The organism is Paenibacillus shirakamiensis (assembly GCF_017874255.1).
Lineage (GTDB): Bacteria > Bacillota > Bacilli > Paenibacillales > Paenibacillaceae > Fontibacillus > Fontibacillus shirakamiensis.
The window spans coordinates 405,247-431,503 of the sequence record NZ_JAGGLD010000003.1; the positions used below are offsets into that span (position 1 = coordinate 405,247).

The 26,257-nt window shown below is 43.5% G+C and carries 28 protein-coding genes; 12 read left to right on the forward strand and 16 right to left on the reverse strand.

Annotation, left to right across the window (positions count from 1 at the left end; genetic code table 11):
• The first annotated feature begins 64 nt into the window (after window positions 1–64).
• Window positions 65–1,426, forward strand: coding sequence for an MATE family efflux transporter (locus J2Z69_RS11380; RefSeq protein ID WP_209862344.1), 1,362 nt, complete (start codon window positions 65–67; stop codon window positions 1,424–1,426).
• 222 nt (window positions 1,427–1,648) lie between these two features.
• Here J2Z69_RS11380 and J2Z69_RS11385 read toward each other — a convergent pair whose 3' ends face one another.
• The 3 genes from J2Z69_RS11385 to J2Z69_RS11395 form a co-directional block, all read right to left on the reverse strand.
• The gene (locus J2Z69_RS11385) at window positions 1,649–1,978 is read right to left on the reverse strand and encodes a flagellar basal body-associated FliL family protein (protein ID WP_209862347.1); all 330 of its coding nucleotides are present in this window, start codon (window positions 1,976–1,978) and stop codon (window positions 1,649–1,651) included.
• A 287-nt stretch (window positions 1,979–2,265) separates the two neighbouring features.
• On the reverse strand, window positions 2,266–3,591 hold the full coding sequence (locus tag J2Z69_RS11390; RefSeq protein ID WP_209862350.1) for an FtsW/RodA/SpoVE family cell cycle protein: 1,326 nt from the start codon (window positions 3,589–3,591) through the stop codon (window positions 2,266–2,268).
• A complete protein-coding gene (locus J2Z69_RS11395; RefSeq protein WP_209862353.1) occupies window positions 3,591–3,929 on the reverse strand; it encodes a PadR family transcriptional regulator in 339 nt (112 codons plus the stop codon). Before J2Z69_RS11395 ends, J2Z69_RS11390 begins: the two co-directional genes overlap by 1 nt.
• 206 nt (window positions 3,930–4,135) lie before the next feature.
• On the opposite strand from J2Z69_RS11395, the gene J2Z69_RS11400 reads away from it, so the two are divergent.
• On the forward strand, window positions 4,136–4,579 hold the full coding sequence (locus J2Z69_RS11400; protein ID WP_209862356.1) for a peroxiredoxin: 444 nt from the start codon (window positions 4,136–4,138) through the stop codon (window positions 4,577–4,579).
• 165 nt (window positions 4,580–4,744) lie between these two features.
• On the opposite strand, the gene pfkA is transcribed toward J2Z69_RS11400, so the two are convergent.
• From pfkA to J2Z69_RS11415, 3 genes are all read right to left on the reverse strand, one after another.
• Entirely contained in the window at window positions 4,745–5,716 is a 972-nt protein-coding gene (pfkA, locus tag J2Z69_RS11405) for a 6-phosphofructokinase (RefSeq protein ID WP_209862359.1), read from the reverse strand.
• A gap of 24 nt (window positions 5,717–5,740) precedes the next feature.
• The gene (locus J2Z69_RS11410) at window positions 5,741–6,820 is read right to left on the reverse strand and encodes a tetraprenyl-beta-curcumene synthase family protein (RefSeq protein ID WP_209862362.1); all 1,080 of its coding nucleotides are present in this window, start codon (window positions 6,818–6,820) and stop codon (window positions 5,741–5,743) included.
• Window positions 6,821–6,923: 103 nt separating this feature from the next.
• Window positions 6,924–7,238, reverse strand: a complete 315-nt coding sequence (locus J2Z69_RS11415) for a hypothetical protein (protein ID WP_245339225.1) — start codon at window positions 7,236–7,238, stop codon at window positions 6,924–6,926.
• A gap of 129 nt (window positions 7,239–7,367) precedes the next feature.
• Here J2Z69_RS11415 and J2Z69_RS11420 point away from each other — a divergent pair, with 129 nt between their 5' ends.
• Window positions 7,368–8,549: an MFS transporter gene (locus tag J2Z69_RS11420; protein WP_209862365.1), complete on the forward strand. Its 1,182-nt coding sequence runs from the start codon at window positions 7,368–7,370 to the stop codon at window positions 8,547–8,549.
• 83 nt (window positions 8,550–8,632) lie between these two features.
• Here the strand turns inward: J2Z69_RS11420 and J2Z69_RS11425 are convergent, their stop codons facing one another.
• A complete protein-coding gene (locus J2Z69_RS11425; protein WP_209862366.1) occupies window positions 8,633–9,376 on the reverse strand; it encodes a YebC/PmpR family DNA-binding transcriptional regulator in 744 nt (247 codons plus the stop codon).
• A gap of 179 nt (window positions 9,377–9,555) precedes the next feature.
• Window positions 9,556–9,753 (reverse strand): cold shock domain-containing protein, encoded by a 198-nt coding sequence (locus J2Z69_RS11430; protein ID WP_209862369.1) that lies wholly within the window; start codon window positions 9,751–9,753, stop codon window positions 9,556–9,558.
• Window positions 9,754–9,969: 216 nt separating this feature from the next.
• On the opposite strand from J2Z69_RS11430, the gene J2Z69_RS11435 reads away from it, so the two are divergent.
• The 8 genes from J2Z69_RS11435 (at window position 9,970) to J2Z69_RS11470 (ending at window position 16,507) form a co-directional block, all read left to right on the forward strand.
• Complete coding sequence (locus J2Z69_RS11435) at window positions 9,970–10,203, forward strand: hypothetical protein (RefSeq protein WP_209862372.1); 234 nt, start codon at window positions 9,970–9,972, stop codon at window positions 10,201–10,203.
• A 3-nt stretch (window positions 10,204–10,206) separates the two neighbouring features.
• Window positions 10,207–10,383: a hypothetical protein gene (locus J2Z69_RS11440; protein WP_209862375.1), complete on the forward strand. Its 177-nt coding sequence runs from the start codon at window positions 10,207–10,209 to the stop codon at window positions 10,381–10,383.
• A gap of 206 nt (window positions 10,384–10,589) precedes the next feature.
• Window positions 10,590–12,380: an oligoendopeptidase F gene (gene pepF / locus J2Z69_RS11445; RefSeq protein WP_209862378.1), complete on the forward strand. Its 1,791-nt coding sequence runs from the start codon at window positions 10,590–10,592 to the stop codon at window positions 12,378–12,380.
• A 105-nt stretch (window positions 12,381–12,485) separates the two neighbouring features.
• Window positions 12,486–12,815, forward strand: coding sequence for a LapA family protein (locus tag J2Z69_RS11450; RefSeq protein ID WP_209862381.1), 330 nt, complete (start codon window positions 12,486–12,488; stop codon window positions 12,813–12,815).
• A 24-nt stretch (window positions 12,816–12,839) separates the two neighbouring features.
• Window positions 12,840–13,877, forward strand: a complete 1,038-nt coding sequence (locus tag J2Z69_RS11455) for a M42 family metallopeptidase (RefSeq protein WP_209862384.1) — start codon at window positions 12,840–12,842, stop codon at window positions 13,875–13,877.
• Window positions 13,864–14,619: a hypothetical protein gene (locus J2Z69_RS11460; RefSeq protein WP_209862385.1), complete on the forward strand. Its 756-nt coding sequence runs from the start codon at window positions 13,864–13,866 to the stop codon at window positions 14,617–14,619. Before J2Z69_RS11455 ends, J2Z69_RS11460 begins: the two co-directional genes overlap by 14 nt.
• A 294-nt stretch (window positions 14,620–14,913) precedes the next feature.
• Window positions 14,914–16,191, forward strand: coding sequence for a serine--tRNA ligase (serS, locus tag J2Z69_RS11465; RefSeq protein WP_209862387.1), 1,278 nt, complete (start codon window positions 14,914–14,916; stop codon window positions 16,189–16,191).
• 133 nt (window positions 16,192–16,324) lie between these two features.
• Window positions 16,325–16,507 (forward strand): hypothetical protein, encoded by a 183-nt coding sequence (locus J2Z69_RS11470; RefSeq protein ID WP_209862389.1) that lies wholly within the window; start codon window positions 16,325–16,327, stop codon window positions 16,505–16,507.
• Here J2Z69_RS11470 and J2Z69_RS11475 read toward each other — a convergent pair.
• Window positions 16,479–17,360, reverse strand: coding sequence for a LysR family transcriptional regulator (locus J2Z69_RS11475; protein WP_209862391.1), 882 nt, complete (start codon window positions 17,358–17,360; stop codon window positions 16,479–16,481). The two genes, J2Z69_RS11470 and J2Z69_RS11475, sit on opposite strands and share 29 nt — an antisense overlap.
• Window positions 17,361–17,484: 124 nt before the next feature.
• Here J2Z69_RS11475 and J2Z69_RS11480 point away from each other — a divergent pair, with 124 nt between their 5' ends.
• A complete protein-coding gene (locus tag J2Z69_RS11480) occupies window positions 17,485–18,234 on the forward strand; it encodes an SDR family NAD(P)-dependent oxidoreductase (RefSeq protein ID WP_209862394.1) in 750 nt (249 codons plus the stop codon).
• Between the two features lie 101 nt (window positions 18,235–18,335).
• On the opposite strand, the gene J2Z69_RS11485 is transcribed toward J2Z69_RS11480, so the two are convergent.
• The 7 genes from J2Z69_RS11485 to hemY all read right to left on the reverse strand — a co-directional run bounded on the left by J2Z69_RS11485 (window position 18,336) and on the right by hemY (window position 26,253).
• Complete coding sequence (locus J2Z69_RS11485) at window positions 18,336–20,282, reverse strand: ABC-F family ATP-binding cassette domain-containing protein (protein WP_209862397.1); 1,947 nt, start codon at window positions 20,280–20,282, stop codon at window positions 18,336–18,338.
• A 66-nt stretch (window positions 20,283–20,348) separates the two neighbouring features.
• Window positions 20,349–20,906 carry a TetR/AcrR family transcriptional regulator gene (locus J2Z69_RS11490; RefSeq protein WP_209862400.1) on the reverse strand — a complete coding sequence of 186 codons (558 nt, stop codon included), beginning with the start codon at window positions 20,904–20,906 and terminating at the stop codon, window positions 20,349–20,351.
• 20 nt (window positions 20,907–20,926) lie between these two features.
• Window positions 20,927–21,736, reverse strand: a complete 810-nt coding sequence (locus tag J2Z69_RS11495; RefSeq protein WP_209862402.1) for a DUF92 domain-containing protein — start codon at window positions 21,734–21,736, stop codon at window positions 20,927–20,929.
• Entirely contained in the window at window positions 21,736–22,368 is a 633-nt protein-coding gene (locus J2Z69_RS11500; protein WP_209862405.1) for a fumarylacetoacetate hydrolase family protein, read from the reverse strand. Before J2Z69_RS11500 ends, J2Z69_RS11495 begins: the two co-directional genes overlap by 1 nt.
• Before the next feature lie 63 nt (window positions 22,369–22,431).
• Window positions 22,432–23,205, reverse strand: a complete 774-nt coding sequence (locus tag J2Z69_RS11505) for a glycerophosphodiester phosphodiesterase (protein ID WP_209862407.1) — start codon at window positions 23,203–23,205, stop codon at window positions 22,432–22,434.
• 148 nt (window positions 23,206–23,353) lie between these two features.
• On the reverse strand, window positions 23,354–24,409 hold the full coding sequence (locus tag J2Z69_RS11510; RefSeq protein ID WP_342591582.1) for a CapA family protein: 1,056 nt from the start codon (window positions 24,407–24,409) through the stop codon (window positions 23,354–23,356).
• 434 nt (window positions 24,410–24,843) lie between these two features.
• Window positions 24,844–26,253, reverse strand: a complete 1,410-nt coding sequence (gene hemY, locus J2Z69_RS11515) for a protoporphyrinogen oxidase (RefSeq protein ID WP_209862409.1) — start codon at window positions 26,251–26,253, stop codon at window positions 24,844–24,846.
• Between the last annotated feature and the right edge of the window lie 4 nt (window positions 26,254–26,257).

Consider the following 26,257-nt stretch of genomic DNA (forward strand, 5'->3'; position numbering starts at 1 on the left):
AAGCCCAGTTTTCTGGGCTTTCTTTTTTTGTAAGCAAGTCTGAAGAAACGGAGATTCATAAACTATGAAACATACGATAACCACTCGGCAAAAAGCCAGTCAATTTATCCGCATTCTCATCCCTATTCTAATCACGCAAATTACATTATCCTTAATGACGTTCTTTGATACGATGATGTCCGGTCATGCTAGCCCAGCTGATCTAGCGGGTGCGGCTATAGGGATTAGCCTTTGGATTCCTGTGCAGACAGGTCTAAGTGGTGTGCTCATGGGAATCACTCCCATTATCTCTCAACTTATTGGCCGAGGAGCCAAAGACAAAATTGCCTTTAATGTCATGCAAGGTATTATGTTATCCCTTCTAATATCTTTGGTTGTAATTGTAGTTGGAGGACTCTCGCTCAATGCTCTCTTGAATCTCATGCACTTAGAACCTAAGGTTCATTATATTGCACACCAATTTCTGATAGCCATTGGAACAGGTGTCATTCCTCTATTCGGCTATATGGTTATCAAATCGTTCATAGATGCTACGGGTAATACTCGGATCTCCATGTTCATCACGCTGACCTCCCTCCCCATTAATGTAGCCTTGAATTATCTTTTAATTTTTGGAAAACTGGGCTTCCCTAAATTAGGAGGTATCGGTTCTGGCGTAGGATCTGCGATTACGTATTGGTGTATTTTCATCCTGTCTTTAGTAGCTGTTCATAAATTCAAAGCGTTCAAAGAATATGCAATTTTTCGTAAATTCTACAAAATTTCTATTATAAAATGGAAGGAATTGTTAAAAATTGGAGTGCCGATTGGTTTCGCCATATTCTTTGAGACAGCTGTGTTTGCGGGAGTAACGTTACTGATGAGCCGGTTCGATACTGTAACGATAGCAGCTCACCAAGCGGCGATGAATTTTGCAACCACCCTGTATATGATTCCGCTCAGTATTTGCTTGTCGCTAACTATTCTGGTCGGTTTTGAGACGGGGGCTTCCCGGCTTCGAGATGCCAAACAATATGCCAAAATGGGGGTTCTATCTGCAGTTGCGTTATCTATACTCACTGCGATTTTCCTTCTGCTATTCACTAAAAATGTGGCTGCGCTGTATTCCACGGCTCCTGAAGTCGTTGCTATGACTGAACAATTTCTGATCTATGCAATCTTCTTCCAGTTGTCCGATGCGATAGCTACTCCCATTCAAGGAGCACTCCGTGGATATAAGGATGTGAACTCACCCTTCTTCCTAGCTTTTATAGCATACTGGATCATCGGACTCCCGCTTGGTTATGTATTAGCAAATTACACGAATCAAGGTCCTTTTGGCTATTGGGTGGGACTGATCTCAGGCCTCGGCGTAGCAGCTGTTCTGCTCATTTGGCGTCTAAGTTATATTCAGCGAAAGCTGTCGCAAGAAGTGCTGCCCGTGTAAAGGAATTCAATAGAGTCATTTGGATATTCCCTTATGAATTCAATAGGTCAAGACGCTTACATATGGCCACTTACGTAATTTCGTTCTATTCCACACTTTCCAATGAATACAAAAAAAGGTGTACTCTGTTTAACAACAAGAGCACACCTTTTTTCTTATGATCATGCCGACAATATGATGTCATCATCGGCTTCTATGGACTACGATTCATATCTAATACATTTAAAAGTGGATACTAAAGCTCCCACCCAAAGGACCTGTCCAAGTTAACTGATAGGTGCCACTTGGCAAGTTCGGGAAAGAACCCGTAATATTTTCTTTTACGACTGAACCTGTGTTCGTGTCATTGTAATGATGAGAATACACAACTGCACCCGTTGCCGTTTCCTTAAGAATTAGATCACCACCATGAAGATTTGCAACATAGCCTGATACATACAGTTCGCCTTGTCCTTGAGCCGTGTTAGAAGACACTGCGGCATAGGCGGCAATTGGAGCCAAAACTAAGACAAGCATGCAAATCAACATCGTCATTACCATTTTCTTTTTCACTTAACATCATCCCTTCGACTATAAATGTATGGGTAGCCGTGACAGTCAAGAGGTGAAAACGGGCCTGTGAATCTATTCATGTTTCCCCATATTCACAAAATAACATATAACTAACTAATTTACTATACATGTTTTTGGAGGAAGCAACTGGATGTTAAATTAGCTCCTTATTGTGTATTTTAGACCAAAATATGTTATAAATTTTTCTGTTTTATCTTTATCTAGTTGCTTGAAAAAGTAATATAAATTTCTGCTTCCAATACTACAATTACAGAGAAATGAATCAGCTACATAGGGACAACTAGTCGACTGGTTATATCCTTACGCCGGTAGATTCCTAACATTAGTCCAACGCCTGCAAAATCAATAATTAACTGCGACAAACCATAATTTAAAAAAGGAAAGTTCATGCCAATGAATGGAGCTAAGCCGAGAGCCATGAGCACAGAATAGACTAATCTGAAAATGAGAATTAGAGAGATGATAAGAACTAAAGATTGACCGAACTGATCTCGAACCTGTCTATAAGTAAAAAGGAAGTGCGTTGCGAGAAATAAGACGAGTAGACAGACACTAATTCCGACTATCCAACCAAAATAATACACGATATAGACAAACATTGAATCGGAATGTATATATGGGAGATATTTGAGATCCGTTCCGTTACCTTGACCCCACCATCCTGCGCTTCTTAGCGCTTCTTGATATCGGAAAACCGTATACCCTTCGCTTTCGGCATATTTACGTACATTAAATATAGCAAGGAATTTATTTGCTAGCCGTTCATTCATATACATATACAGACTACTACCCCCTAAGGCCATAATACTTCCTAGAATTACGATCCATTTGGATCGGAAATACCAATAATTTATGCAAATTATAGCGATAAGGTATATAGCTAATGAAGCAAGACTATTTACCAAAAAAAGAACGGGAAACACACTAACACTTATCATGTTTAGATAAAAATAAACTGTGTTTGATCTATTCATTTGAAATCTGCTGTACATACCCGAAATAGATTTTAAATAAAGATATACACTTAGGCTACCTATGTGAATAGGAAAATTTATAAAGGGTAGATTTATGAAGCCAGGATAACCATTAACTCCTAAATGTTCGATTCTTGTAAGTATCCACACTACGCTAATCAGAACGTATATATGCCAAGCGTAGCTCCTAAGCCATGTGTACGGAACAAAATACAAGATAACCATGGCTATTACTCCTATTAATAATCCTATGCTTTGCCGACCAAAAAAGTTAACCTCTTTCAGATTTGAATTTTCATAAGTACTATAATATTGGTCTGCGAACCACAGCCCCACCAGCCCTATCGTGACCAATCCAAAGACCGCTATTAAGATCGACCAGTTCAGCTTCGGCTTATGGATGCTATGTAGCTGCCTGCCAAGTTCGGTTGGACTCCCGAGCTGCGCTTTAGCCCAGATACTGGCCTCTTCCTCACTACATCCCTCAGCTAATTTCACTTCTACTAGCTCATCAAAATGCCCACCAATTTCTTCTCGAATATCCATGTGCATCGGTGTAGCTCTAATCTGAGCACATACTTGATCTAGGAATGCTTCACGATCATCTTGATAGGGCATTACGCAGGTCCCCCTTCACCTAATACAGAATCTACAGAAGTCTTGAATACATGCCATTCCTTCTTTTTTAGATCTAATTGCTTCAAGCCCTCTTTCGTAATTCGGTAATATTTGCGCTTACGTCCTCCATGTTCAATCCAGTACGCTTCCACCCATTGTTCCGTCTCCATCGTATGTAAGATGGGATACAGCGTTCCTTCTTTTAAGGCAAAAACTCCTCCAGATCGTTGCTCCAACTGTTTAATCAGCTCATAGCCATACAGTGCTTCTTTAGACAATAAGGTTAGAATAAGCGTTCCGGTACTGCCCTTTAACATTTCTTTGTTCATCTTTGTCATCATCTTCCTCCTTGAAATAATACCTATAATTTCTATGCATCGTTAATCTATGTATAGATTAACTTATTATGTATGTAATTGTCTATTAATGTAAGTAAAATTTTATTTATATTTTCAGCAATTTAATTGTGTGCATTGATAATTTTGGATATTCATACTACAATTAGGGTAATAAGAAGTACTACATTCAAGGAGCGTGATTAGATATGTTAAAAGTAGGATGTAAGGCGCCCGTTTTTGAAGCGGATAGCACAAAGGGACATATCCATCTTCAAGAAGTTATAGGCAAACAGCCTATCGTACTAATTTTCTACCCTATGGATGACACCCCAGGCTGCACCAAACAATTGTGCGCTGTACGTGATGCTGAACCTTCTTATAGTGGCTATGGCGCATTGGTATTAGGCGTGAATCCGGGAACCAAAGAAAGTCACGAGAAATTCGCAGCCAAACATGGATATGATTTCCCGCTGGTATCGGATACAGATAATCAGATTCGCAGTCATTATGACGTGGGCAAAACGCTTGGAATTTTAACTCAACAACGCGTCGTCTACGTTATAGGCTTGGATGGTAACATTGCCTTTGCTGAAAAAGGATTGCGTGCAACGGACGAAATTCTCGGTGTACTTAAGACAATGACGGCTTAGATCATTACCCATTGATCCTACGATAATATAAGACACAAAAAGGTTATCCTTAATGCCCTAGCGGGCAGTTGGGATAACCTTTTTTTATAAGTATGACTTATTATGTTACGGTCTTGACGAGTAATGGCAATATGTCATGATCAATCCAATCTATGACCATACATGCTAATGGGACAAACGTTGAGCTAATTCATATAATTCCATGTTGAAGGATTTCTTCGTGTTAACCACCTTCTCGATGTCAGTAAGCACTAGCTCACTCTTAAGCACACCGCAACCTTTGTTAGATTCGCCTTCAATTAATTTGCGTACGGCGAAGTCTCCTAGTCGGCTAGCTAGATTCCGGTCGAATGGAGTTGGTGATCCGCCGCGCTGGATATGACCAAGTACGGTAACCCGGGGATCGATGGATGCGTAACGCTCTTTAAGTGCATTTGCTACATCCTCTCCGCGGCCTACCCCTTCAGCCACGATAACAATACTATGTCGTTTGCCATGGTCAAAGTTCATTTTCATTCGGTCAGCCACTTCATTCAAATCATAAGGTACCTCAGGCAATAGAATCGTCTCTGCTCCAGAAGCAAGACCTGCATGAAGCGCAATATCACCGCAATGACGTCCCATGACTTCTACGACTGATGAACGCTCATGAGAAGACATGGTGTCACGAAGTTTGTTAATAGCATCTACCACGACATTAACGGCTGTATCGAATCCAATCGTATAATCAGTAAAGGAGATATCATTGTCAATGGTCCCTGGAAGTCCCATTGTCTTAATTCCCAGACGGCTAAGCTTCTCGGCACCTTGATACGACCCATCTCCACCAATGACCACAAGTCCGTCTATTCCACGTTCACGCAGAATTTGAGCTCCGCGCTCTTGACCTTCGAGCGTCTTGAACTCTAGACATCGCGCAGACTGAAGTATGGTACCTCCACGCTGTATAATGTCACCTACACTACGAATATCCATCGAGAAAATATCATTATTCAGTAATCCTTGATATCCACGCTGAATGCCGTATACTTCTAGTCCATAAAAAATTCCGCTGCGTACCACAGCACGAACTGCTGCATTCATCCCTTGTGAATCTCCGCCACTGGTGAGAATTGCAATTTTTTTTACATGTGACATCTTGTTGCCTCCTTCAGACTTGGCTCATATATATTTGCGAATCCAGCGGCTATTAGCGAAGAAAAACAAGCGAGTTAATGGACTTTTCTTCATCAGGCGCTGGGAAGCACTACGAATCTCTTGTTGCTGGCTCACTTTAGGATCAGATAGATATAAGGCCAGTAGACCTTCAATAATCATACGATGAAAATTGGAGACCGGAAGCACCTTTACATCCTCCCGAGCCGATTCCACAATATACGAAATCCGCTTTAGCATCGTGTCCGTATTATCGTAATAATTGCAGAAGTTCAAATCCCCGCCAATTCGGTCTTCATCTTGATCGATGAGATAATCCAGCATAATATGAAGGCCGCATACATGAGGGAAATAAGCCTTCTTAATTGCTTGAGCACTTGCCTCATCTAGACTAGGATTACTTGCAGCTAAAAATAACATGAACATACCGAGCGTTGAACCTGTGGCCGCGGCGAATTCATTCCATTTCAAATCGGGGGCAAGATGTCCATATTCCGCATGCCAAGTTAATAGAGCTGGCTCACGTAATTCAGGCTTAATATGCTTATATACCTGTAAATCGGTGTACAACTTAACCAATTCTAGCACCTCGGTCTTCGCGGCAGCGTAACCCGGCAGCTTGGCGATGCAACTGCGGCACATGGCGACAAGGCGGTGCAGATACCCTCCATCCTCATTCTCGTCACGTAAAGCATAATAATCTTGCATCTCAGCTTCTGGATTCACGGCATCTAACATGGATTGATGAAGCAACCGAAAATCTCCTGCATCCATAGATGTACTGCGATCACACAAGTTATCCAAATAATCACTAATGGTCTGAAAAGCTACAATCAGCGCAATTAGTACGTCCTTCTGTTCTAAGTTGGCCGCAGCGTACACAGAGCCACCTTGACAATGGAATTGTTTCGTTGCAATACTGGCTAAGGCTTGTCTACGTAATTCTTCATCGGGAATATCCTCAGCGAGTTTTTTCCAAGCTCCCAGCTCCTCACGAACACCGGGTAAGACGTGCTTATATACTCGACTCATTAATCGAATGGGTTCCCTCGGTATCTGATTAGGGCGTTCTTCTAATTCAATCAATAATCTTCCTCCACTTGGTTGTGGTATACATACGAATCGTCCAAAACCATGTCTATTATAATATGATCCAACCATCTGCACAAATAAACTATGTCACAGACAATTATAAATGTCGTTTCTCGTCGGTTACATCTGCAGACACCCGGTACCATATCAATAAATCATTAATGATACTAGCAAGTTCAGCAATATCGGTATTAATTTGACAGCTTGCTTCAAAATTATCTTCTTCGCCCAGATCATACAATCTAATCACAATTTCTCGTTCTAAATCCATGATCTTAGAAGGAATATTGCCCCGAATGCTCTCCCATACTTCAATAATATGTAACCTTTCTTGCAAGGGAAACTGCTCAAAGGGTATATCAAATTCCGGAACTTCAATGCCTAGCCTATCATTATAGACAAATACACTCATCCTTATACCTCCCAAAGACCCAATCTATCTATTCCATTATAGCGGAAAAGACAGAAAAATGTCCTCTCCTTGTGCTATACTCGTAAAATACCTATCTTCAAAATGATACGAATGGGGCGTTATCACAGCATGAGAAGAGTGCAACTGGGTCATCCCGACATCAACTGGCTTCGTGCCTTTACCTTTACAATCTACGGAACAAGCGTCTTGGTAGGCTCTTATTTTCCGCTATTTTACCGATACTTAGGCTTCTCTACTACACAAATCGGGTACTTATATGCCATCGGTCCCCTCATTTCCTTATTCTCCAATCTTCTATGGAGCATGATCAGTGACCGTTATAGGACGATTAAGCGAATCCTCCTCATTCTTCTCGTTGGACAACTTGTGCTAACGCTCGCATTAAGTTTCTCCGTTTCTTTTGCCAGTATGATGGTGGTTATCACGATCTTTTACTTCTTCTTCTATCCAATATATCCGCTAGCCGATACGCTCGCTATCTCTACTGCCCTCCAATATGGAAGAAACTTTACCGTAGTTCGTATGTTCGGTTCTTTGGGATATGCTTTCTTTGCTATCGCTATTGGCTATGTACTCAGTCACTTTGGAACACCTTGGACGCTAATCATCAGCATGTTATTAACCATCACTACTTTAGTATTCACCTTTAGGATTAAAGACCAACCTGCCACAGCAGGAAAGCTTAATCTGTCTGGGTTGTTCACTATACTTCAGCAGAAGGAATTAATCTGGTTTCTTAGCTGCGTATTTTGTCTAGCGATTGGTCATCGTATGAATGAAGCTTTCCTTACCATTACACTCAAAGAAATGGGAGCTGGCGATAGCCTGATCGGCTGGTCGGTTCTGGCCTCATCCTTATCAGAAATTCCTATTTTTTTCGTCTTAAGTCTATATGGGGACCGGTTCAAGGAGCTCCCCCTTCTGTTAATCTCCTGTATTATGTTCGCAGCAAGATTCCTACTGATGAGTATTACGGATTCTGCGGGCAGTGTCATTCTCATTCAGATGATGCATAGTGTGTCCTTCGGCATCTTTTATGTAACATCTGTTCGATACTTGGCTCGGCTCATTCCAGATCAGTACCGGGCTACGGGTCTCGCTTTGTTCACCATCATGTGGTCTAGTGTGTCAGGGCTTCTAAGTGGAGCCTTGGGAGGAATGGTGTTTGAACACTTTGGCCGCAAAAATTTCTATTTGGTCGCGATGAGTTTTGCTATATTAGCTTGCGCTGGGTTTGCCTTCCGCTATTTGCGCAGACCCCAAGCGGACAACCAAGATGTTATACTATAGTTTTAACGCATATAAATAAAAATGCTCTTGCCGGGAAGCAAGAGCATTGCTATATCAAGAACCTTGTCCAACTAAAGACGGTGTTAGCCGATCCGTTCCATTTCCGCTTCACTAATCTCAAAGTTAGCAAATACATCCTGGACATCATCATTATCATCGAAGGCATCCATCATCTTAAGTAGTTTCTCAGCATTCTCGCCATCTACATCTACGGTATTCTGAGGTACCCATCGAACTTCGGCACTGCTGAACTCTAGACCTTCACCTTCGAGAGTTTCCTTAATTTTCTCCAGTTCGTGAGGATGCGTAGTCAATTCAAATGATTCTTCGGAAGTCACCAAATCATCAGCTCCTGCTTCTACCGCCTGCATCAGTAAGGAATCCTCATCTAGATCCTCAAACTTCGTACGATCAATCACAAGTTGGCCCTTCTCATCGAACATATATGCAACACAGCCTGACTCCCCCATGTTCCCGCCTCTTTTATTAAAAATCGAACGTACATCCGCCGCTGTACGGTTACGATTATCTGTCAGGCATTTGACCATAATTGCAACGCCGCCGGGTCCATATCCTTCATAATAAATCTCTTCGTAATCCACGTTATCTGCATTCCCCGATGCTTTCTTAATAGCCCGTTCGATATTATCGGCAGGCATCTTAATTGCGCGAGCACTAGCGATGGCCGTCTTTAGTCCAAAATTCGCATCCGGATTCGTTCCACCCTTACGAGCTTGCATATAGATTTCACGACTAAGTTTCACCCATTGATTATTTTTGGCCTGGTCGGCCTTACCCTTGCGGTCTTTGAATAATTTAAATTTCATGTGTAACGCTCCCCACCGGAATAATTGTGGCGTAAATGCCGATAAAGCTTTCTTTCTCAGTGTATCACTACCCTAAAGGTTCGGTCAAAGCACGTAAAAAAACACAGTCTGTCAACAGACTGTGTCTTTCGTATGAGGCCCATCATCCACTTCAGTGAACGATGCTAGCCGAGAGTATCTTATAATTTCACAACATTAGCTGCTTGAGCTCCACGATTGCCTTCCGTAATATCAAATTCTACTTCTTGGCCCTCGTCTAAAGATTTGAAACCGTCACCTTGAATTGCGGAAAAGTGAACAAATACGTCTTCGCCACCATCCACTTGTAGGAAACCATACCCTTTTTCTGCGTTAAACCATTTCACTGAACCTTTCAAATGAACAACCTCCTAAAATACGCCATTATTGGCGAATATCTATATTATAAGATAGGACCTACTTAAATGCAACGCAACTTTTGCCTTATTTATCAAGGGTGTAAGCGTACTCATAGTCCTGTTTACATTTGCTTTCCTAGTAGGTGTGCGTTATGATTTTATCAAGCTTTTGCATATGATTTCCTATTAGATGTATAGACTGGAGACAGACCCACTATGATTAAAAAACACGAAATTTATAAGACTGACAAATGGAATATGATGACGGTAGAAGTACAGGGAAAATACCTGGTTCTCCGTGAAATTTCAGATCAATGGGGAGAAGAGACACATACATTCCTCAGCCGTCCTGCCTTAATGCATTGGGCACAGAATCGCTTCCGCAAGGAAGATTTCGAAGGCAAGGAAGAAGAATGGCGTGAACTCATGAGTTCATTTAAGCAGGTATAATACATGGAAATAGACTATACCCGAATTGCCGTCTTTATTGTAGTTGCTTTTGCGCTGGGGTTGGTTGTTATTATGAACAAAAATAACATCCCCCCACGCTTAAAGCGTGGGATTGCATTATCTGCCGCAGTGATGATTGTACTCGCTTTTATCTTCTTGATTATTGGTTTCTTAGGGTAGTAAGAACAAAGCTGGTTCATAATTCACCGGAACCCAGGATATACTAAGGGACAAAAATTCCGGGAGGCCCCACGTTGTTCAACTATACGCCGTTGCTCTCGATCATGTTATCTTGTAGTCTTTTGTATGGAGCTACGCCGATATCCGCAGCATCCATCAAGTCCAATTCAGTAGAGCGATCTGCTACACATCCAAGGAGGATCCCTATGAGTACATTACCGAAACGTTCTGAGGTCACCGAAGAAAATAGCTGGAAGTTATCTGATTTATATACTGACCAAAAAGCTTGGGATCAGGCCTACGACAAGTTAAAAGCAAAGAAAGCTGAAGCTGGCCGTCTGGAAGGTAAAATTAACACGGTAGCCAATCTGAAAGCCGCATTCGAATTAGATGATGAAATCTCTAATGAGATTGAAAAACTCTATGTCTACGCGCACTTGAATCATGACCAAGACACCACGAATCCTACATATCAGGCACTTGTACAAAAAGCAAAAAAACTGAGCGTCGAGCTTAGTGAAGCCCTTTCTTATGTTACCCCTGAAATCTTATCTTTACCTGAAGATGAACTCGATGGGTTTATTAACAATAAGGAACTGGCTCCCTATAAATTTACTTTGGAAGAGATTAAGCGCGAGAAAGCGCATGTGCTCTCCAAAACAGAAGAAGCGTTACTTGCTCAAGTAGGTAATTTGTCTCAAGCGCCGCAAAATATTTTTGGTATGATCAATAACGCCGACCTGAAATTCCCCAAAATTAAGGATGAACACGGAAAAGAAGTGGAGCTAACTCACGGCAGTTACATTCAGTTCCTTGAAAGTCCAATACGTGAAGTACGTGAGCGTGCTTTCAAAGCTGTGTATGCGACGTATAGCAAGCAAAAGAATACGATTGCCGCTACATTAAGTGCCAATATCAACAAAAACATTTTTTATGCGCAGGTCCGTAAATATCCGTCCGTGCTAGAGATGTCACTGTATGGGGATAACATCCCCAAGGAAGTGTATACGAACCTCATTGACACAATCCATGAAAGTCTCCCGCTTCTTCAGCGCTATATGCAGCTGCGCAAGAAATTGCTGGGTCTCGATGAACTTCACATGTACGACTTATTCGCTCCACTCGTAGAAGATTACAAGTGGGACATTACCTATGATCAAGCTAAAACGTACGTCAAGGAAGGCTTAAAACCGCTAGGTGAGAATTATGCCAAAGTCTTGCAAGAAGGATTTGATCAACGCTGGATTGATGTCTATGAAAATGAAGGCAAACGTACCGGTGCATATAGCTGGGGAGCATACGGCGCGCATCCTTATGTTCTGCTGAATCACAACAATAACCTGAATAGTATGTTCACGCTTGCTCATGAAATGGGTCATGCTCTTCACTCTTATTTCTCCGATGAAGCATTAAGTTACCGTGATGCCCAGTATACAATCTTCTTAGCTGAAGTAGCGTCTACTACGAATGAAGCCTTGCTCATGGATTACCTATTGAAGCATGCTAAAGACCCTAAGCAAAAGCTGTACTTGCTTACGTATTATGCAGATCAGTTCCGTACCACTGTGTTCCGTCAGACGATGTTTGCTGAGTTTGAGAAAATTACTCATGAACGGGCTGAAGCAGGTGATTCTCTCACACCGCAAGAACTGTCGAGCATCTATTACGATCTGAATAAGAAATATTTTGGAGATAAGATGGTTGTTGATCAAGATATAGAGATGGAATGGGCACGTATTCCCCACTTCTACAACAGCTTCTATGTGTATAAATACGCTACGGGATTCTCCGCCGCTACCAGCTTCTCCAAACAAATACTGGAGGAAGGCCAGCCTGCTGTTGATCGTTACCTTGGATTCCTTAAGAGCGGCGGTAGTGATTATTCCATTAACATCCTTAAGAAAGCCGGCGTAGACATGTCTTCCCCTCAACCGATTCGGGAAGCAATGAGCGTATTTGGTGAACTTATTGAACAGATGGAGAGCTTGACGAAATAATTTAGTAAACAGCGATCAAAAATCCCTTGCCCGGTGTGGGTAAGGGATTTTATATTAGGATTATCTCTCATTTATTTCTACCAAAATTAAAGTCGAGGTGAATTCATGAAAATCCAATGGTCATTGATTGCTGCACTGGTATTCGCCTTAATCACCGCGGTGTTCGCTGTCATTAATGTGAAGCCCGTTCAGGTTAACCTGCTCTTCTCCACGGTAAGCTTACCACTCATCCTGCTCATTATAGGCTCGACCCTTTTAGGCGGTATCATAGTAGGTTCATTTGGCTTATATCGCAACTATAGACTGCAAAGAGAGAACCAACAATTGAAGCTGGATCTGATGCAACAGACAACAGTGGAGGAACTTAAAGCCACACAATCGCAAAGTGTACCTAAGGATTCCCTCAACAACACCACATCAGAACATATAGATTAACTTATTTTAGGAGGAACTCATCCCATGTCTATTACAATCAACGAATCTTATTTACTGGAAATTTTAAAACAACTACTTGATACCCCAAGCCCCAGCGGCTACACAGCTGAAGTTATTCGATTAATTGAAGCAGAAGCGGATAAGCTTGGAGTATCTTTTGCTCGTAATGCCAAAGGCGGAGCCATTCTGACTCTTGAGGGTCAAGATCCGAGCAAGACGATTGGACTTAGCGCACATGTAGATACATTAGGAGCTATGGTACGCTCGATTCGTCCCAATGGCACCCTTGCCCTGACCATTGTTGGCGGTTTCGCCATGAACAGTATAGAGAATGAATACTGCCAGATTCACACCCGCGATGGGAAGGTGTATACCGGAACAATTTTAACCACACACCCTTCTGTCCATGTGTATCCGGATGCTGGTGAATTTGCACGCAAAGAGAGTCATATGGAAGTTCGAATCGATGAGCTAGTGGAGACAAGAGAAGATGTACTTAAGCTTGGTATCCAAAATGGAGATTTCATTTCGTTTGACGCTCGGGCAGTCATTACCCCAAGTGGTTATATTAAATCCCGTCATATCGATGATAAAGCAAGCGTAGCCGCTCTTCTAAGCTTAATTGAGTCCTCCAAGCGGGAAGGATGGATTCCGAAGCATAACCTAGTCTTCCTAATCTCTAATTATGAAGAGGTCGGGCATGGAGCTTCCTTTATACCTGCGGGAATTGAAGAGCTGATTGCTGTAGATATGGGCTGTATCGGAGATGATCTTTCTTGTAAAGAAACGGACGTCTCCATTTGTGCCAAAGATTCTACTGGCCCGTATGACTATGATATGACTAGCAAACTTATTGAGCTGGCTACAGCTGCACAAATTCCATTTGCCGTCGATATTTATCCACGCTATGGTTCTGATGCTTCTGCTGCGCTTCGAGGTGGGCATGATCTTCGCGCAGCCTTAATTGGCCCTGGTGTGCATGCTTCCCATGCCATGGAACGAACGCACAAACAAGCCGTCTTGAATACGGCTCGCCTCCTAGCCGCTTATGTTACAAGCTAGGCTTAAAGCTGGTATCGCCACACTGCTACTTGCATCCTGCATCCTATGGATGATATCACTCGGAAGCCAATATATAAAGCATGAATATCGTTATGCAGAGCATACGGCTAGCAATGGTGTGATTCTACAAGCATTAATCCTAAAACCCGAGCAAGTGGGCCTAAAAGCGGTGAACGCACCTCTACAAAATGAGTCCAGCTTAGGGATGAATGGCGGTTTTTTCTTTGGTACCGATATTCTGAGCATTGCAGTTCAGAACGATCTTCCTGTTAAAGGAACAGCCCGTACGTATGGCACAGGCTGGTATAATGTGAAATACCCGAGAGGAACACTCGTGTGGGACGATACGGCTCGCCGCTTCTCCGTACAAGTCGTCTCATCCGCAGATGATCTTCTGGTGAAGAACCGGAACCGTTATTTTGCTCAAGGTGGGATCAGTATGAATCTCATGCACGAGAACAGTTGGCAGAGTGCTATCGATCAAGAAAAGTTACCTTATCCCTTGGAACAACGGCTGCGTTCAGGGCTGGTCTATGATGAACACAATCAACTGTGGCTAATTGTAACTCCTTCCCGTGCCACGGCAGCTGAGTTTCGATCCGCCATTCAAGAACAGATTGCCCCAGGTCGCTCAAAAGAAGGCATTTTCTTGGATGGGGATGGATCTTCACAACTGAACGTACCGGGTCATAATGTACTCGGAGACTCCAGAGATTTAAGACAGATTATATCTCTCAAATAAAATATTTAATACAGACTTGAATTTTCACGAATATCTGAGGTATACTACTTTAAATTTAACATTTCGAATCAAGCCGATGAAGAGATTCCAACTCGGAGGCGTTCTCGTCAAAAGTTCATGATGCTCATGACCTTCTAAGTTAACCGGAACCGCCCGTTATCGCGGACCAAAGAGGATTCTGACGTAAGCTTAGGGCAGAATCAAATTGGGTGGCACCGCGAGTCGTAAGCGCTCCTCGTCCCAAAAGGACAAGGGCGCTTTTTTTGTATTTTTACGACTAAGGAGCGGGTAATTATGGTAGACGTAGAGTGGATTCGAGAGCATGCAGATGAGGTGCAGCGCACCGCGAACGAAAAAGGAATTTCGCTTGATGTTAGCGAGGTCATCCAAGCCGATGAGAGATGGCGGGCATCGCTAGCCCGGGTAGAACAATTGCGCTATCTACGCAATCAGTTCACTTCTGAGATTGCTCAAGCTATGCAAGCTGAACAACAAGCAGACATGGCTCAGCTAAAGAACGAAGTAAGAAAGAATAATAAGGAGCTCCAGCTTCAGGAAAAAGAGCTTCAGCATCATAAGAAGGTTCTTCATGAACTGCTGATGCAGGTTCCGAATCGCGTATCTGAAGATACTCCTTATGGCCTATCGGATGCAGACAATATAGAAATCTCTCGAGTAGGTCAACCTCCAGCGTTTCCTTTCCCTATGAAAAGTCATATTGAACTCGGGGAGATGCATCAACTGATAGATTGTAGACGGGGTGTGAAAACGGCTGGAAGTCGGCACTATTATTTGCGAGGGATGGGCGTCTTACTCAAACGTGCGGTGGAGCAACTCGCCATAGATCTTTTGATTCAGCGAGGGTTTGAGATGCTAGATGTCCCTCTAATTGTGAACGCAGAAGCTATGGAACGAACGGGGTTCTTTCCTCAGGGAATAGATCAGAGCTTCAAGATTGAAGGGGAATCTAAATATCTTGTAGGTACTTCGGAAGTTCCTCTAATCTCGTATTATAGTCAAGAAATTCTGGATTTGACTCAGCCTAAGCGACTAGCTGCTCTATCGACCTGCTTCCGTAGTGAAGTCGGTTCGGCAGGACGAGATGTCAGTGGACTATATCGGGTCCATCAATTTTCTAAGGTGGAACAAGTCATCTTGTGCCGCAATGATCTTGACGAATCCGAGCGAATGCTCGCAGAGATTACCCAAAATGCAGAAGACTTACTAACTATGCTGGAATTACCTTATCGAGTCGTCGCTGTCTGTACGGGGGATATGTCTCAGAAGACATACAAACAGTTCGATATTGAGACATGGATGCCAAGCCGGGAAGCTTATGGAGAGACTCATTCGTCGTCGATACTTCTGGATTTCCAAGCTAGACGTTCCCATATCCGCTACCGCGATGAGACAGGAAATCTTGTCTTCTGTCATACCTTAAATAATACAGCCGTAGCTCTCCCAAGACTGTTGATTCCATTGCTAGAGAACCACCAGCAGGAAGATGGATCAATCTACATTCCTCTAGCCTTAAGACCCTATATGAATGGACTAACGCATCTTGAAATATAGAGGGAGCAGCCTACTTCTAAATAACGTCTAATAACTTCTAAATAAAGAAGCACTTTTGTGCTCTCTTTCGATAGCACAATAACCCAATATCCTGAAAGGGATCTTGGGTTATTGTTATTGTGCTCTCAGCTAAATGATTATCGCATGGAATGAGCAAGAGGCTCATGTCTTTCGTCTTCATCTATCTATTCTGTATAACTCTCTAGGTAACAACTACCCTGCTTGCCTTAACATTCGAGGACATGTTATTGTTGCTAACTTTTCGCTCGGAGCCTATACCCTTCCACTTAATGCACCAGCTTCAAACGGTGTATGAACTTCTCGACAATAGGCGAGGAACTGCCCTCCCGCTCTACCCAACCATAGTATACAGGATGCTCTTCAGGCAGTTCTAACATCAAGGGTTTGATGGATGCATGATTTGCGGAAAATGAGTAATCTATCCCTACAGTAATCGCAATTTCCTCACGTACTGCTTTTTCAATAGCCTGCACATTATTGGTCTTAAATAAGATGTCTACCGGTCCATACTTCTTCATGAACTGCTCCATATACCAAGAGATATATTCATCATCATAGAGGACTAAGGTCTGATTAATCATCTGTTCTGGCCGAATTGACGATTCTAAGGCAAGAGAAGAATGGGCGTGAACGCCAACAACAATCCTTCCCTCTCTCAATTTCTCAAAAATCACACCCTTCTCCTTCTTCATTTCACGCTCAAAAAAAACCATTAGTCCAACATCTATGCGCTGATGCTGTAAGTCATCCATAATTTCTTTGGGACCCTTTTCCCAAATTTGAATTTTGACTTGAGGAAAATCCTTTTTGAAATTAGAGACGACATCCACGAGTAGATGCATCGGTCCAGGAATAGTAGCAATTCTAAGTTCCCCGCTTAACGTATGCTTGTAACTCATAGCCTCATCTCGGATATCTTGTAGCAACGTCAGAATTTCATCTGCTTTTCTTATAATGATCTGGCCTTCCAGTGTAGGCACTGCTCCTTGTCCCCGTGCGCGGGTGAATAGACTCAAGCCGAGTTCTGTCTCCATGCTGGTAATCGCCTGACTAATAGCCGGCAAGGATACATGTTCTTTGCGGGATGCTCCAGTTAAAGAACCTGTCTTGGCGATACTTACGATATATTCGAGCTGTTCAATATTCATGCCTACTTCCACTCCTATTAATCCTTACTTAATTATTATTAATAATAACTAAATTTTAATTAACACTCAATCTTGCTACACTTAATTTGCTCTTACAGATTGCTTACTACAGGAGGAAAAATACATGAGTACACAACGCGTTGCAGTTATTACAGGCGGAGCTAGCGGAATTGGTAAAGAGACTGCACTTACATTTGCAAGAAAAGGCGATCAAGTTGTGATTGCGGACTTTAATGAAGAAGCGGGACAAGCTGTAGTTCAAGAAATTGAAGCTAAGGGTGGCCAAGCTACATTCGTCAAAACCGATGTATCTAAGTTCGAAGAAGTCGAAGCTTTGGTCAATGCAGCCGTAGATACGTATGGCAGAATTGATGTCATGTTCAACAATGCTGGGATCGGTGGGGCTGGGCCGGTGCTGGATCAAAATATGGAACGTTATGATCAGACCATTGCTGTCAATCAACATGGCGTAGCTTACGGCATTATAGCTGCGGGACGAAAAATGCGCGACCTCAATATTCAAGGGGTGATCATTAACACGACTTCCGTGTTCGGCTTTTTGGCTTCTCCGGGCACGTTCGCTTATCATGCTACCAAGGGTGCTGTCATTATGATGACCAAATCGGGGGCACTTGAGTTAGCTGAATATGGAATTCGAGTAGTTGGCGTAGCTCCTGGGGCAGTAGATACTCCTATCATTCAAGGATACAAAAATGCTGGGATGATCGATAGCATGAAAGCAAAAGTGATGGGTAACAAATTAACCCAACCAGCGCAGATTGCAGATACGGTCTATTTATTATCTCTGCCTGAAGCGAGTGCAATTAACGGCAGTGTCGTGATGGCTGACGAAGGATTTGCTTCGTTTAAATAATAGGAGTTCATTGTAGCTTCATATCTTCATAGTTTCCATACCAAAAAGCACCCCTACCTTTAAGGTAAGCGTGCTTTTGTTTTGCCCTTTGTATGTTCCACTCAAGCTTTTTTCTGAGCTTCAATTTTCTCAGCTAGCTCATTTAAATACGTCCAGCGTGTCATCAAATGTTCTAAATGCTCTTCAGCCTTTTGCTGTTCCCGCATTAACTCTTGAAGCCGGCCGGAGTCACTTGCAGAGGACTCCATCTCCTCGGCAATGGCGGTAAGCTTTAACTCTCCCGCTTCGACGTCCGCATCAATAGTGTCATATTCGCGTTGCTCCTTGAAAGAGAACTTGAGCTTTTCTTTGAATTTGTCACTTGCCCCTGTGCTTGTAACTTTAGGAGAGATCGTAGACGAAGGCACCGCAGGTGATTTATCCATCTCGGTTAAAGAGCCATTTTTCAACAGTTGAGCCTTACGTTCTTCATATTCACTATAGTCTCCTACATGTTCGGAGATACGAGCATCGCTCTCAAATGCCATTATCCGATCGACCGTCCGATCTAGGAAATAGCGATCATGGGAGACTACAAACACAGCACCCGGGAATTCATCCAGATAAGCTTCTAAGACAGTCAGCGTCTGAATATCGAGATCGTTGGTAGGCTCATCTAGCATCAGTACATTGGGTGAAGCCATGAGAATCTTCAGAAGGTAGAGGCGACGTTTCTCTCCACCGGACAATTTGCTAATCGGAGTCCACTGCATACCGGGATCAAATAGGAAACGCTCCAGCATCTGAGCCGCTGTAATTCGGGATCCATCCGCAGTCGTCACAATTTCTGCTTCGTCCTTAATATACTCAATGACCCGTTGTTCCGGTTTCATTTCTTGAGGTTCCTGTGTGAAATAACCTAATTTTACGGTCTGCCCTACATCCACCAACCCTTTTGTAGGCTGTAACCTGCCTGCAATGAGATTAAGCAGCGTCGATTTGCCGCTTCCGTTAGGGCCAATAATCCCTACGCGATCACCGGGAACTGCAGTATACGTTAAATCTCGAATTAACGTGCGATCGCCCACTTTGTACTCCAGATCAGAAATCTCCAAAATTTTACGTCCAAGTCGTGTTGATGCTACTGAGATATCGACAGAACCATTTTTCTGATCTGGCTTTTGATTCTGTAACGTCTCAAATCGCTCAATTCTAGCCTTTTGCTTGGTAGAACGGGCTTTCGCTCCTCTTCGAATCCAAGCTAATTCCGTACGCAGTAAATTCTGACGCTTATGCTCGGATGAAGCTTCGCGCTCTTCGCGTTCGCTTTTCAGTTCAAGGAAACGGCTATAATTCGCTTCGTAACGGAATAGACGACCATGATCGAGTTCAATCATGACTTTAGCTACCCGATCTAAAAAATAGCGATCATGCGTGATCATGAGTAATGCGCCTCGACGCTTCTGTAGATACTGCTCTAACCAAGCGACCGAATCGTTATCGATATGGTTGGTAGGCTCATCCAGTATGAGTAGTTCAGACGGCTGAATCAGTGCAGAGGCCAAAGCTACACGCTTACGCTGTCCTCCCGACAACGTTCCCATCAGGCGGCTCATGTCTGTTAATCCTAATTTAGACAGGACGCTCTTCGCTTCACTCTCAAGTGACCATACCTGCAAACGATCCATATCCTGTCCTAGCCTTGAGGCATCCTCCTGAGCTTGCTGATCTTCGGGTTGTTCCTCAAGCTTAGTCAAAACCTGCATGTAATCATATACCGTCTGTAGCTCTTCTCCGCCGCCATGGAAGACCTGCTGAAGAATCGTAAGATCTGGATTATAATCCGGATTCTGTGCCAGATAACGAATACGTACATCATTACTCACTGAGATTTTACCTTCGTCCGCCGTCTCAAGCCCCGCAATGACTTTGAGAAATGTAGACTTCCCAGTTCCGTTAACGCCAACTACGCCTACTTTATCCTGATCTTCCATCCCAAATGATGCTCCCGCAAACAGAACCTTTTCACCATAACTTTTGGATAACTGTTCTACAGTCATTATATTCATTGGTTGTACCCCTACTTCTATCCTATATTTGTACTGCGTCCGCATCTTTATTTCATCAGAGGCCGTTTATTCTGGAATTGCACAGCCATGAATGAACAGATGAGATACGAAGTGGATATCCTTTTCCAAATTTTCTCGGGTGAACTCGTGATTAAATAAGATGTCCATTTTCAAGCGATCCAACATCCCAATATAGGATTTCGCATGTAACATAGGCTCTTTAATTCCGCCTTCTTTCATAACGCTGAACACTCTGTTCATATAACTCTGCAAAAAATGTTCCATCATCTTCATGAGCTCCGGATCATTGTTAGGTGCCATAAAAAATAATTTGGTATGATCTTTGCGGTCATAATAGTATTCCAGATGGTGTTTGGCGATGAACCGAAGCTGATCTTCTAAAGATTGCTTAGCAGCTAAACCTTCCTCCAAGTGCTCCAAAAAAGTATCAAAGTCTCGTTTAGATACCGCAGCGAACAACTGCTCTTTACTCTTAAAATAAAGATAGACCGTACCCTTGGCTATACCTGCTGTCTCCGCAATCTCCGAGATCTTCGTATCATAAAATCCCTTGGCACCGAAATGGGCATATGCCGCATCTAAGATGGTATGGAACTTGTCCATATACTTCAGTTCACCTCCTTCTATGCCATAATCAGACCTATCAACAGGGCCACGATGCCACCTGCTATGGAACTTAACCCATTCACTGCATCATTACTCATCCATGACCAGCCGCGTATTCTTACACCAGCTACCCCGCAGTGTATAGGGACTTCTACTTCTCTTCCACATGCACTGCATTGATACATTCGCTGCAAGGTGGCACCGAGTAATGAGTCTGTAAAAGCACCCACCGTCCCCCCGAGCAGTCCCGCTAATACCCATACCCAGCCATCAGCAGGAAACGTCGCGCTGGATAGGGCTGCTAGTAAGGGAGCCATGATGCCAATAATTAACGCCCCAGCCACAAGAGCCATACTTCCCAAGAACGATATTCCACCAGAAGTACCCGGGAGAACCTGACGTCCTGTCAATATAGATCGTGGAGCCTTCTTGCTTAGTCCTCCAAGTTCCGTGGCCCAAGTGTCTGCGGTAACTGAACCCATCACTCCAAGGAAAGCATAGATCCAAGCGGGATGAGGCCAAATATAGTGAGCTAGGCAAAGCATCATCCCTAGTCCTCCATTGGCCCATACTTGTCCCGCATCTCTACGGCTACTTTTCTCATATCCCTGTTCTAGAACGGTCTTCTTATGCCCTTTCCATTTAGATAAGAGTGTAGAAGTAATAAAAAAGACTAACAGTATTCCAAACCAAAACACATTCCCCGCACCATAGTACACCGTTCCCATCACCATAGCTGCAAGCATGCCGGAGAGGGTAAGTGATTTTTTATAATAAGCTGCCCCTGCTACAAGAGCTGCACCACCCCATCCGATGAACCAGCTCATTACAGCTGATGTCCGATGGTTGTACTACCCAAGGGCTTACCATCCCAGAAAAGTTCCAACTGATCCCCTGCCACTACAGGCCCAACCCCAGCAGGAGTCCCTGTAAAAATAAGATCTCCTTCATCCAAGCCATAGTGATCCGCAATATAATCTACAATGTCTTGTAAAGAGAAGATCATATCATGGGTAGTCCCCTTCTGCACGGATTCTCCATTCTTATGAAGTTCAAATATATGGTTCCCAATTTCTTCTGTACCAGGAAACGCCTGATAGGGAGTAATGGGTGCAGAATTCAAAAATCCTTTAGCTGCCGTCCAAGGATGGCCCTTCTTCTTCAGCTGATTTTGCACATCTCGGAGGGTAAAATCAATGCCCAACGCCATAACATCGACCAGATCATCGACCGAAATCCCCGGGACGTAAGCTCTCGCAATTCGCAGTACCAACTCAGCCTCATAATGAATCTCACCTTGTTGTGAAGGAAGTCTAAGCACATGACCATCCATAGAACTTACCGCATGGGATGGTTTGAGAAATATCATCGGTTCTGTAGGCACATCATTGCCTAATTCTGCCGCATGAAGACGATAATTGCGCCCAACACAAAAAACGTTTCTGACATTGGATTTCATAGGTGTATCCCCTTCCTGTAATCTGTTAGGTGTATAACTCATTCGCTACGTACTGCATAGCGCTTACTTTTTGAACCAAGTTCTCCAGCGGCCTAGCTCTTGGTTCTCTCCATCAATCAAGGTCGCCTGCCACACATCGGGTCGATTGGTACAGATTAATAGATCTGGATGCATCTGAGCAATTCTCCGCATGGTCACGGGATCATCAATTGTCCAAGCCATCATCTGAACGCCACGCTCCGCAGCTTCATTTGCTAACGCAGGCGTAATATGTCTGGCAGAGATAGATAGAAATGCACTATCCATCTGCTTAAGGCGATCTAATAGATCTGGCGGATATCCATCAATAATGAGGCCAATCTCCATGCTTGGGTCCAAACTCTTTACTTTGGCTAATGCATTGACATCAAATGAGGTAAGAACGACATCGTCTTGCATTTGCTGACGCTTAACACAGTCGATCACCTTCTCTTCCAGGCCCGGGTACATATTGTTCTCTGTCTTCAGCTCAATGTTGACCTTCAAGCGCCCCCGCACTGCTGTAAGAAATTCATCTAATGTCACCAGTCGTTCACCTGCATAGGCCGCAGATTTCCAGCTTCCTGCATCCAATGTACGAAGATAGTTCCAAGACGCATTCTTCACAGGACCACGCCCATTCGTAGTGCGGTTCAATGTAAAATCATGAATGAGGAAAGGGACCCCGTCCTTCGAAAGTTGCACATCCGTCTCTACCCACCGAACATAAGGGTTCTCCATAGCTAGGTTCATGGCTGCCATGGTATTCTCTGGAGCCTTGCCGGAGAATCCTCGATGAGCGGCACAATAGTTCAACATGAAGCACACTCCTTAGGTCTGAAATCTCTTTTGATTTTCTAAATTCTTTTCTATTTTCTTTTTTAAACTTCTTTTCTAACTTTTTCTTTTCTAACTTTTTTCCAAGCTTTTTTCTAAGTTCTTTATTTTCCAAATTGTTTTCTATGCGTTAGCCAGAATTTTCTTGAGTCAAGTCTTTTTGCTCTGCTGAGGTCGACTTCGATGAATTAAATCCAAGACTTGTATTCGGAGCAAGTGATTTCAAATTACCCGAGGCATCAATCTTAATACCCGGAGACAATTTTTCTATCGATTTTAATAATTTCGCACCATCTGCTGCACTCTTGGGAATCGGCTGACCAATCTCCGTAAAGTAAGGAATCATTTTCAAGTCACACTGACCGGTAGTCTTACAGTCTGCTTCAAATACAGCCGTGTCCCACGTCTGAGGTCTCCCCGTAGCTTTGGTAAAAATAAAGTTACCTGCGCTGTAGGCAATCCATTTACCTTTGTACTGCTCCACGCCTTGGAGCACATGAGGATGGCCACCTACTACGAGGTCTGCTCCAGCATCCACGAAAGCATGGGCTATGGAATTTTGAAGTTCATCCGCTTTTGTTACTCGCTCTTTACCCCAATGAGCTACAACAATGACAATGCTCGCTTTTGCGCGCGCTTGCTGTATAGACTGAACGGCAAGTTTTAGATCTTCATTGTATATTCCTGCAATACCAGGTCTTCCTGCTTTCGCATTCCAGCTCATTTCAGGCAGAACGCGGCTGAAGCCAAGAATGGCAATTTTAATACCCTTACGCTCTACATATACAGGGGCGTAAGCCTCAGCGCTATCTTTTCCAGCACCTGCATAAGAGATTCCATTTGCTTTCAGATGCGATAACGTATCCAGAAGACCTTCTGTACCTTGATCCAAGGTGTGATTGTTAGCTAAGTTCACTACATCTACGCCTGCTTTTTTCATTGCTTTGAGCGCATCGGGATGAGATTTGAAGACAAATTGCTTATTTTTTGCTCCCGTTCCGCGCTCTGTGACAGGAGTCTCCAGATTTAAGAGCGTCAGATCATCCTTTTGAAACAGATCCTTCACATACTTAAACGGATAATCCGCTCCATTTTGAGTCATTTTATCTGCTACTTTGCCCGAAAATAATGTATCCCCGCCGAAATGAATGCGTACATGATCCGTACTCGATTTCACATTTTCCACATTACTTTTAGTTGTACTGGATACAGGCTCTGATACTTTTGATCCTTGATTCTGATTTTGACCTGAAATTATCCCGGACGGGCTATCTTTAGTTTTGGGAGGGGATAATTCGGCTTTAGATTTGTTATTAAAATAAGAAAAAGTAAGAACTAAACCGATAAGTGCAATTAGTGATAAGTTAAGCCATGTCCACGTCCGCCACTGCCGCTGCTGTATGTTCCTTTTATCCGCGCTATACTTTTGAGATCTCGGTTGAATCGCCCATTCACTCCTTTAATCCTAAGTATTTTTGTTGAAGCATCGTTCCTATTATATCAGTTATATTCGCTGAACTAAAGAATTAGGCGCAGCTTATATTTAAGCTAAAAAACCCGTATAAAGGACGACTTGCACATCCTTTTTTACGGGTCTTATCTAGCAATACCACACTTTTCTCAGCCAGTAAAGTCTGCCATATCCATCGCAAGCTCTTTTGCCTGCTTGATACAATCCGGTAACCCTACACCCTCAAAGGCAGCACCCGTTACATATAGACCTGGTGCTTGCGTTTGCAGTTGTTGACGAAGCGATGCGATATGCTCCAGATGTCCTACTGGATATTGAGGCATCGATTTGAAGAGCCGGGTAATCTCCGTGAATAGCGGTGTTGCTGTGATGCCCATAAGCTCTCGTAAATCTTTGAGTACAAGCTGCGTTAAAGCATCGTCAGGAAGCTGTACATTTTGTTCATCTCCCGAACGACCTACGTAACAGCGTAGAAGAACATGATCTTCTGGACTTGTATGCAGCCATTTAGTTGAAGTCCAAGTACATGCAGTTATGTTGCGGCCTTCCTTACGAGGGACCAGGAATCCTGAAGCGTCGAATATGCCTTCTAAATCCTTACGTTTGAATGCAATCACCACATTAGCCACTGAGACATAGTTCACAGCGTCCAGTGCATCTACATTCACAAACGGTCGGAGTAGATCCGCTGCAACAAAAGCTGGCGCGGTGACGACGACTTGATCTGCCTCCATTACATCGCCATTCCCCAATCTTACAGTATACCGACCTTCATTTTGATCAATAGCGGTCACCTCGGTGTCTAACATCTGCTGCACATCCTGCATCTCATGCACCAGAGCATGGATTAGGCTTTGCAGACCTTGACGGAACGTAAGAAAAGCACTGCGCTTCGTCCCACTATGCGTCTCCACAGGTTTCTTGCCCGACATCATTCCGCGCATTACACTGCCATGTGCGCGCTCTACTTCACCAAACTGCGGGAAGGTAGAATTCAAGCTAAGCTTATAGGTGTTGCCCGCATAGATCCCCGCAAGCAGTGGTTCGGTCACATTCTGAAGTACTTCACTACCTAGGCGACGCTCAATAAAGTGACCCAACGATTCATCCGCTTTATTTTTGCGTGCAGGAATAACTAGGTCTAGCATGGCGCGCATTTTCCCACGCCAAGAGATGAGACCAGACTTGAGAAAGGGTCCAATCTCTGTAGGAATACCTAACACCAGTCCCGAGGGCATCGGATGCAACTTCCCTTGTTTGACGATGTACGTCTTTTTGGCATTCGGATTTGTGGAGACGAGTTCATGTTCAATCTCAAGTTCTTGAGCCAGTTCAATCATCGCCGTTTTCCGGGCAAGAAATGAATCCGGTCCTTTCTCGATAACGAATCCGTCCCGGTGGAGTGTCTCAATTTTGCCGCCCATGGTTCTGCTTTTCTCAAGTACCGTAATGTGAGCAGAAATTCCTTGTTCCCGGTAGAACTTCCTCACATAGAAGGCTGTACTTAGTCCCGTTAACCCTCCGCCCACAATGACGATCTTCCTCGCAGAATCATTCATAGCC

Excerpts from the sequence above, each read along its gene's own strand:
- J2Z69_RS11380 (WP_209862344.1), top strand. The coding sequence starts at position 65 with ATGAAACATACGATAACCACTCGGCAAAAAGCCAGTCAATTTATCCGC.
- J2Z69_RS11390 (WP_209862350.1), bottom strand. The coding sequence starts at position 3,591 with ATGCCCTATCAAGATGATCGTGAAGCATTCCTAGATCAAGTATGTGCT.
- J2Z69_RS11395 (WP_209862353.1), bottom strand. The coding sequence starts at position 3,929 with ATGACAAAGATGAACAAAGAAATGTTAAAGGGCAGTACCGGAACGCTT.
- J2Z69_RS11400 (WP_209862356.1), top strand. The coding sequence starts at position 4,136 with ATGTTAAAAGTAGGATGTAAGGCGCCCGTTTTTGAAGCGGATAGCACA.
- pfkA (WP_209862359.1), bottom strand. The coding sequence starts at position 5,716 with ATGTCACATGTAAAAAAAATTGCAATTCTCACCAGTGGCGGAGATTCA.
- J2Z69_RS11415 (WP_245339225.1), bottom strand. The coding sequence starts at position 7,238 with ATGAGTGTATTTGTCTATAATGATAGGCTAGGCATTGAAGTTCCGGAA.
- J2Z69_RS11420 (WP_209862365.1), top strand. The coding sequence starts at position 7,368 with ATGAGAAGAGTGCAACTGGGTCATCCCGACATCAACTGGCTTCGTGCC.
- J2Z69_RS11425 (WP_209862366.1), bottom strand. The coding sequence starts at position 9,376 with ATGAAATTTAAATTATTCAAAGACCGCAAGGGTAAGGCCGACCAGGCC.
- J2Z69_RS11435 (WP_209862372.1), top strand. The coding sequence starts at position 9,970 with ATGATTAAAAAACACGAAATTTATAAGACTGACAAATGGAATATGATG.
- J2Z69_RS11440 (WP_209862375.1), top strand. The coding sequence starts at position 10,207 with ATGGAAATAGACTATACCCGAATTGCCGTCTTTATTGTAGTTGCTTTT.
- pepF (WP_209862378.1), top strand. The coding sequence starts at position 10,590 with ATGAGTACATTACCGAAACGTTCTGAGGTCACCGAAGAAAATAGCTGG.
- J2Z69_RS11450 (WP_209862381.1), top strand. The coding sequence starts at position 12,486 with ATGAAAATCCAATGGTCATTGATTGCTGCACTGGTATTCGCCTTAATC.
- J2Z69_RS11455 (WP_209862384.1), top strand. The coding sequence starts at position 12,840 with ATGTCTATTACAATCAACGAATCTTATTTACTGGAAATTTTAAAACAA.
- J2Z69_RS11460 (WP_209862385.1), top strand. The coding sequence starts at position 13,864 with ATGTTACAAGCTAGGCTTAAAGCTGGTATCGCCACACTGCTACTTGCA.
- serS (WP_209862387.1), top strand. The coding sequence starts at position 14,914 with ATGGTAGACGTAGAGTGGATTCGAGAGCATGCAGATGAGGTGCAGCGC.
- J2Z69_RS11470 (WP_209862389.1), top strand. The coding sequence starts at position 16,325 with ATGATTATCGCATGGAATGAGCAAGAGGCTCATGTCTTTCGTCTTCAT.
- J2Z69_RS11475 (WP_209862391.1), bottom strand. The coding sequence starts at position 17,360 with ATGAATATTGAACAGCTCGAATATATCGTAAGTATCGCCAAGACAGGT.
- J2Z69_RS11480 (WP_209862394.1), top strand. The coding sequence starts at position 17,485 with ATGAGTACACAACGCGTTGCAGTTATTACAGGCGGAGCTAGCGGAATT.
- J2Z69_RS11485 (WP_209862397.1), bottom strand. The coding sequence starts at position 20,282 with ATGAATATAATGACTGTAGAACAGTTATCCAAAAGTTATGGTGAAAAG.
- J2Z69_RS11490 (WP_209862400.1), bottom strand. The coding sequence starts at position 20,906 with ATGGACAAGTTCCATACCATCTTAGATGCGGCATATGCCCATTTCGGT.
- J2Z69_RS11495 (WP_209862402.1), bottom strand. The coding sequence starts at position 21,736 with ATGAGCTGGTTCATCGGATGGGGTGGTGCAGCTCTTGTAGCAGGGGCA.
- J2Z69_RS11500 (WP_209862405.1), bottom strand. The coding sequence starts at position 22,368 with ATGAAATCCAATGTCAGAAACGTTTTTTGTGTTGGGCGCAATTATCGT.
- J2Z69_RS11505 (WP_209862407.1), bottom strand. The coding sequence starts at position 23,205 with ATGTTGAACTATTGTGCCGCTCATCGAGGATTCTCCGGCAAGGCTCCA.
- hemY (WP_209862409.1), bottom strand. The coding sequence starts at position 26,253 with ATGAATGATTCTGCGAGGAAGATCGTCATTGTGGGCGGAGGGTTAACG.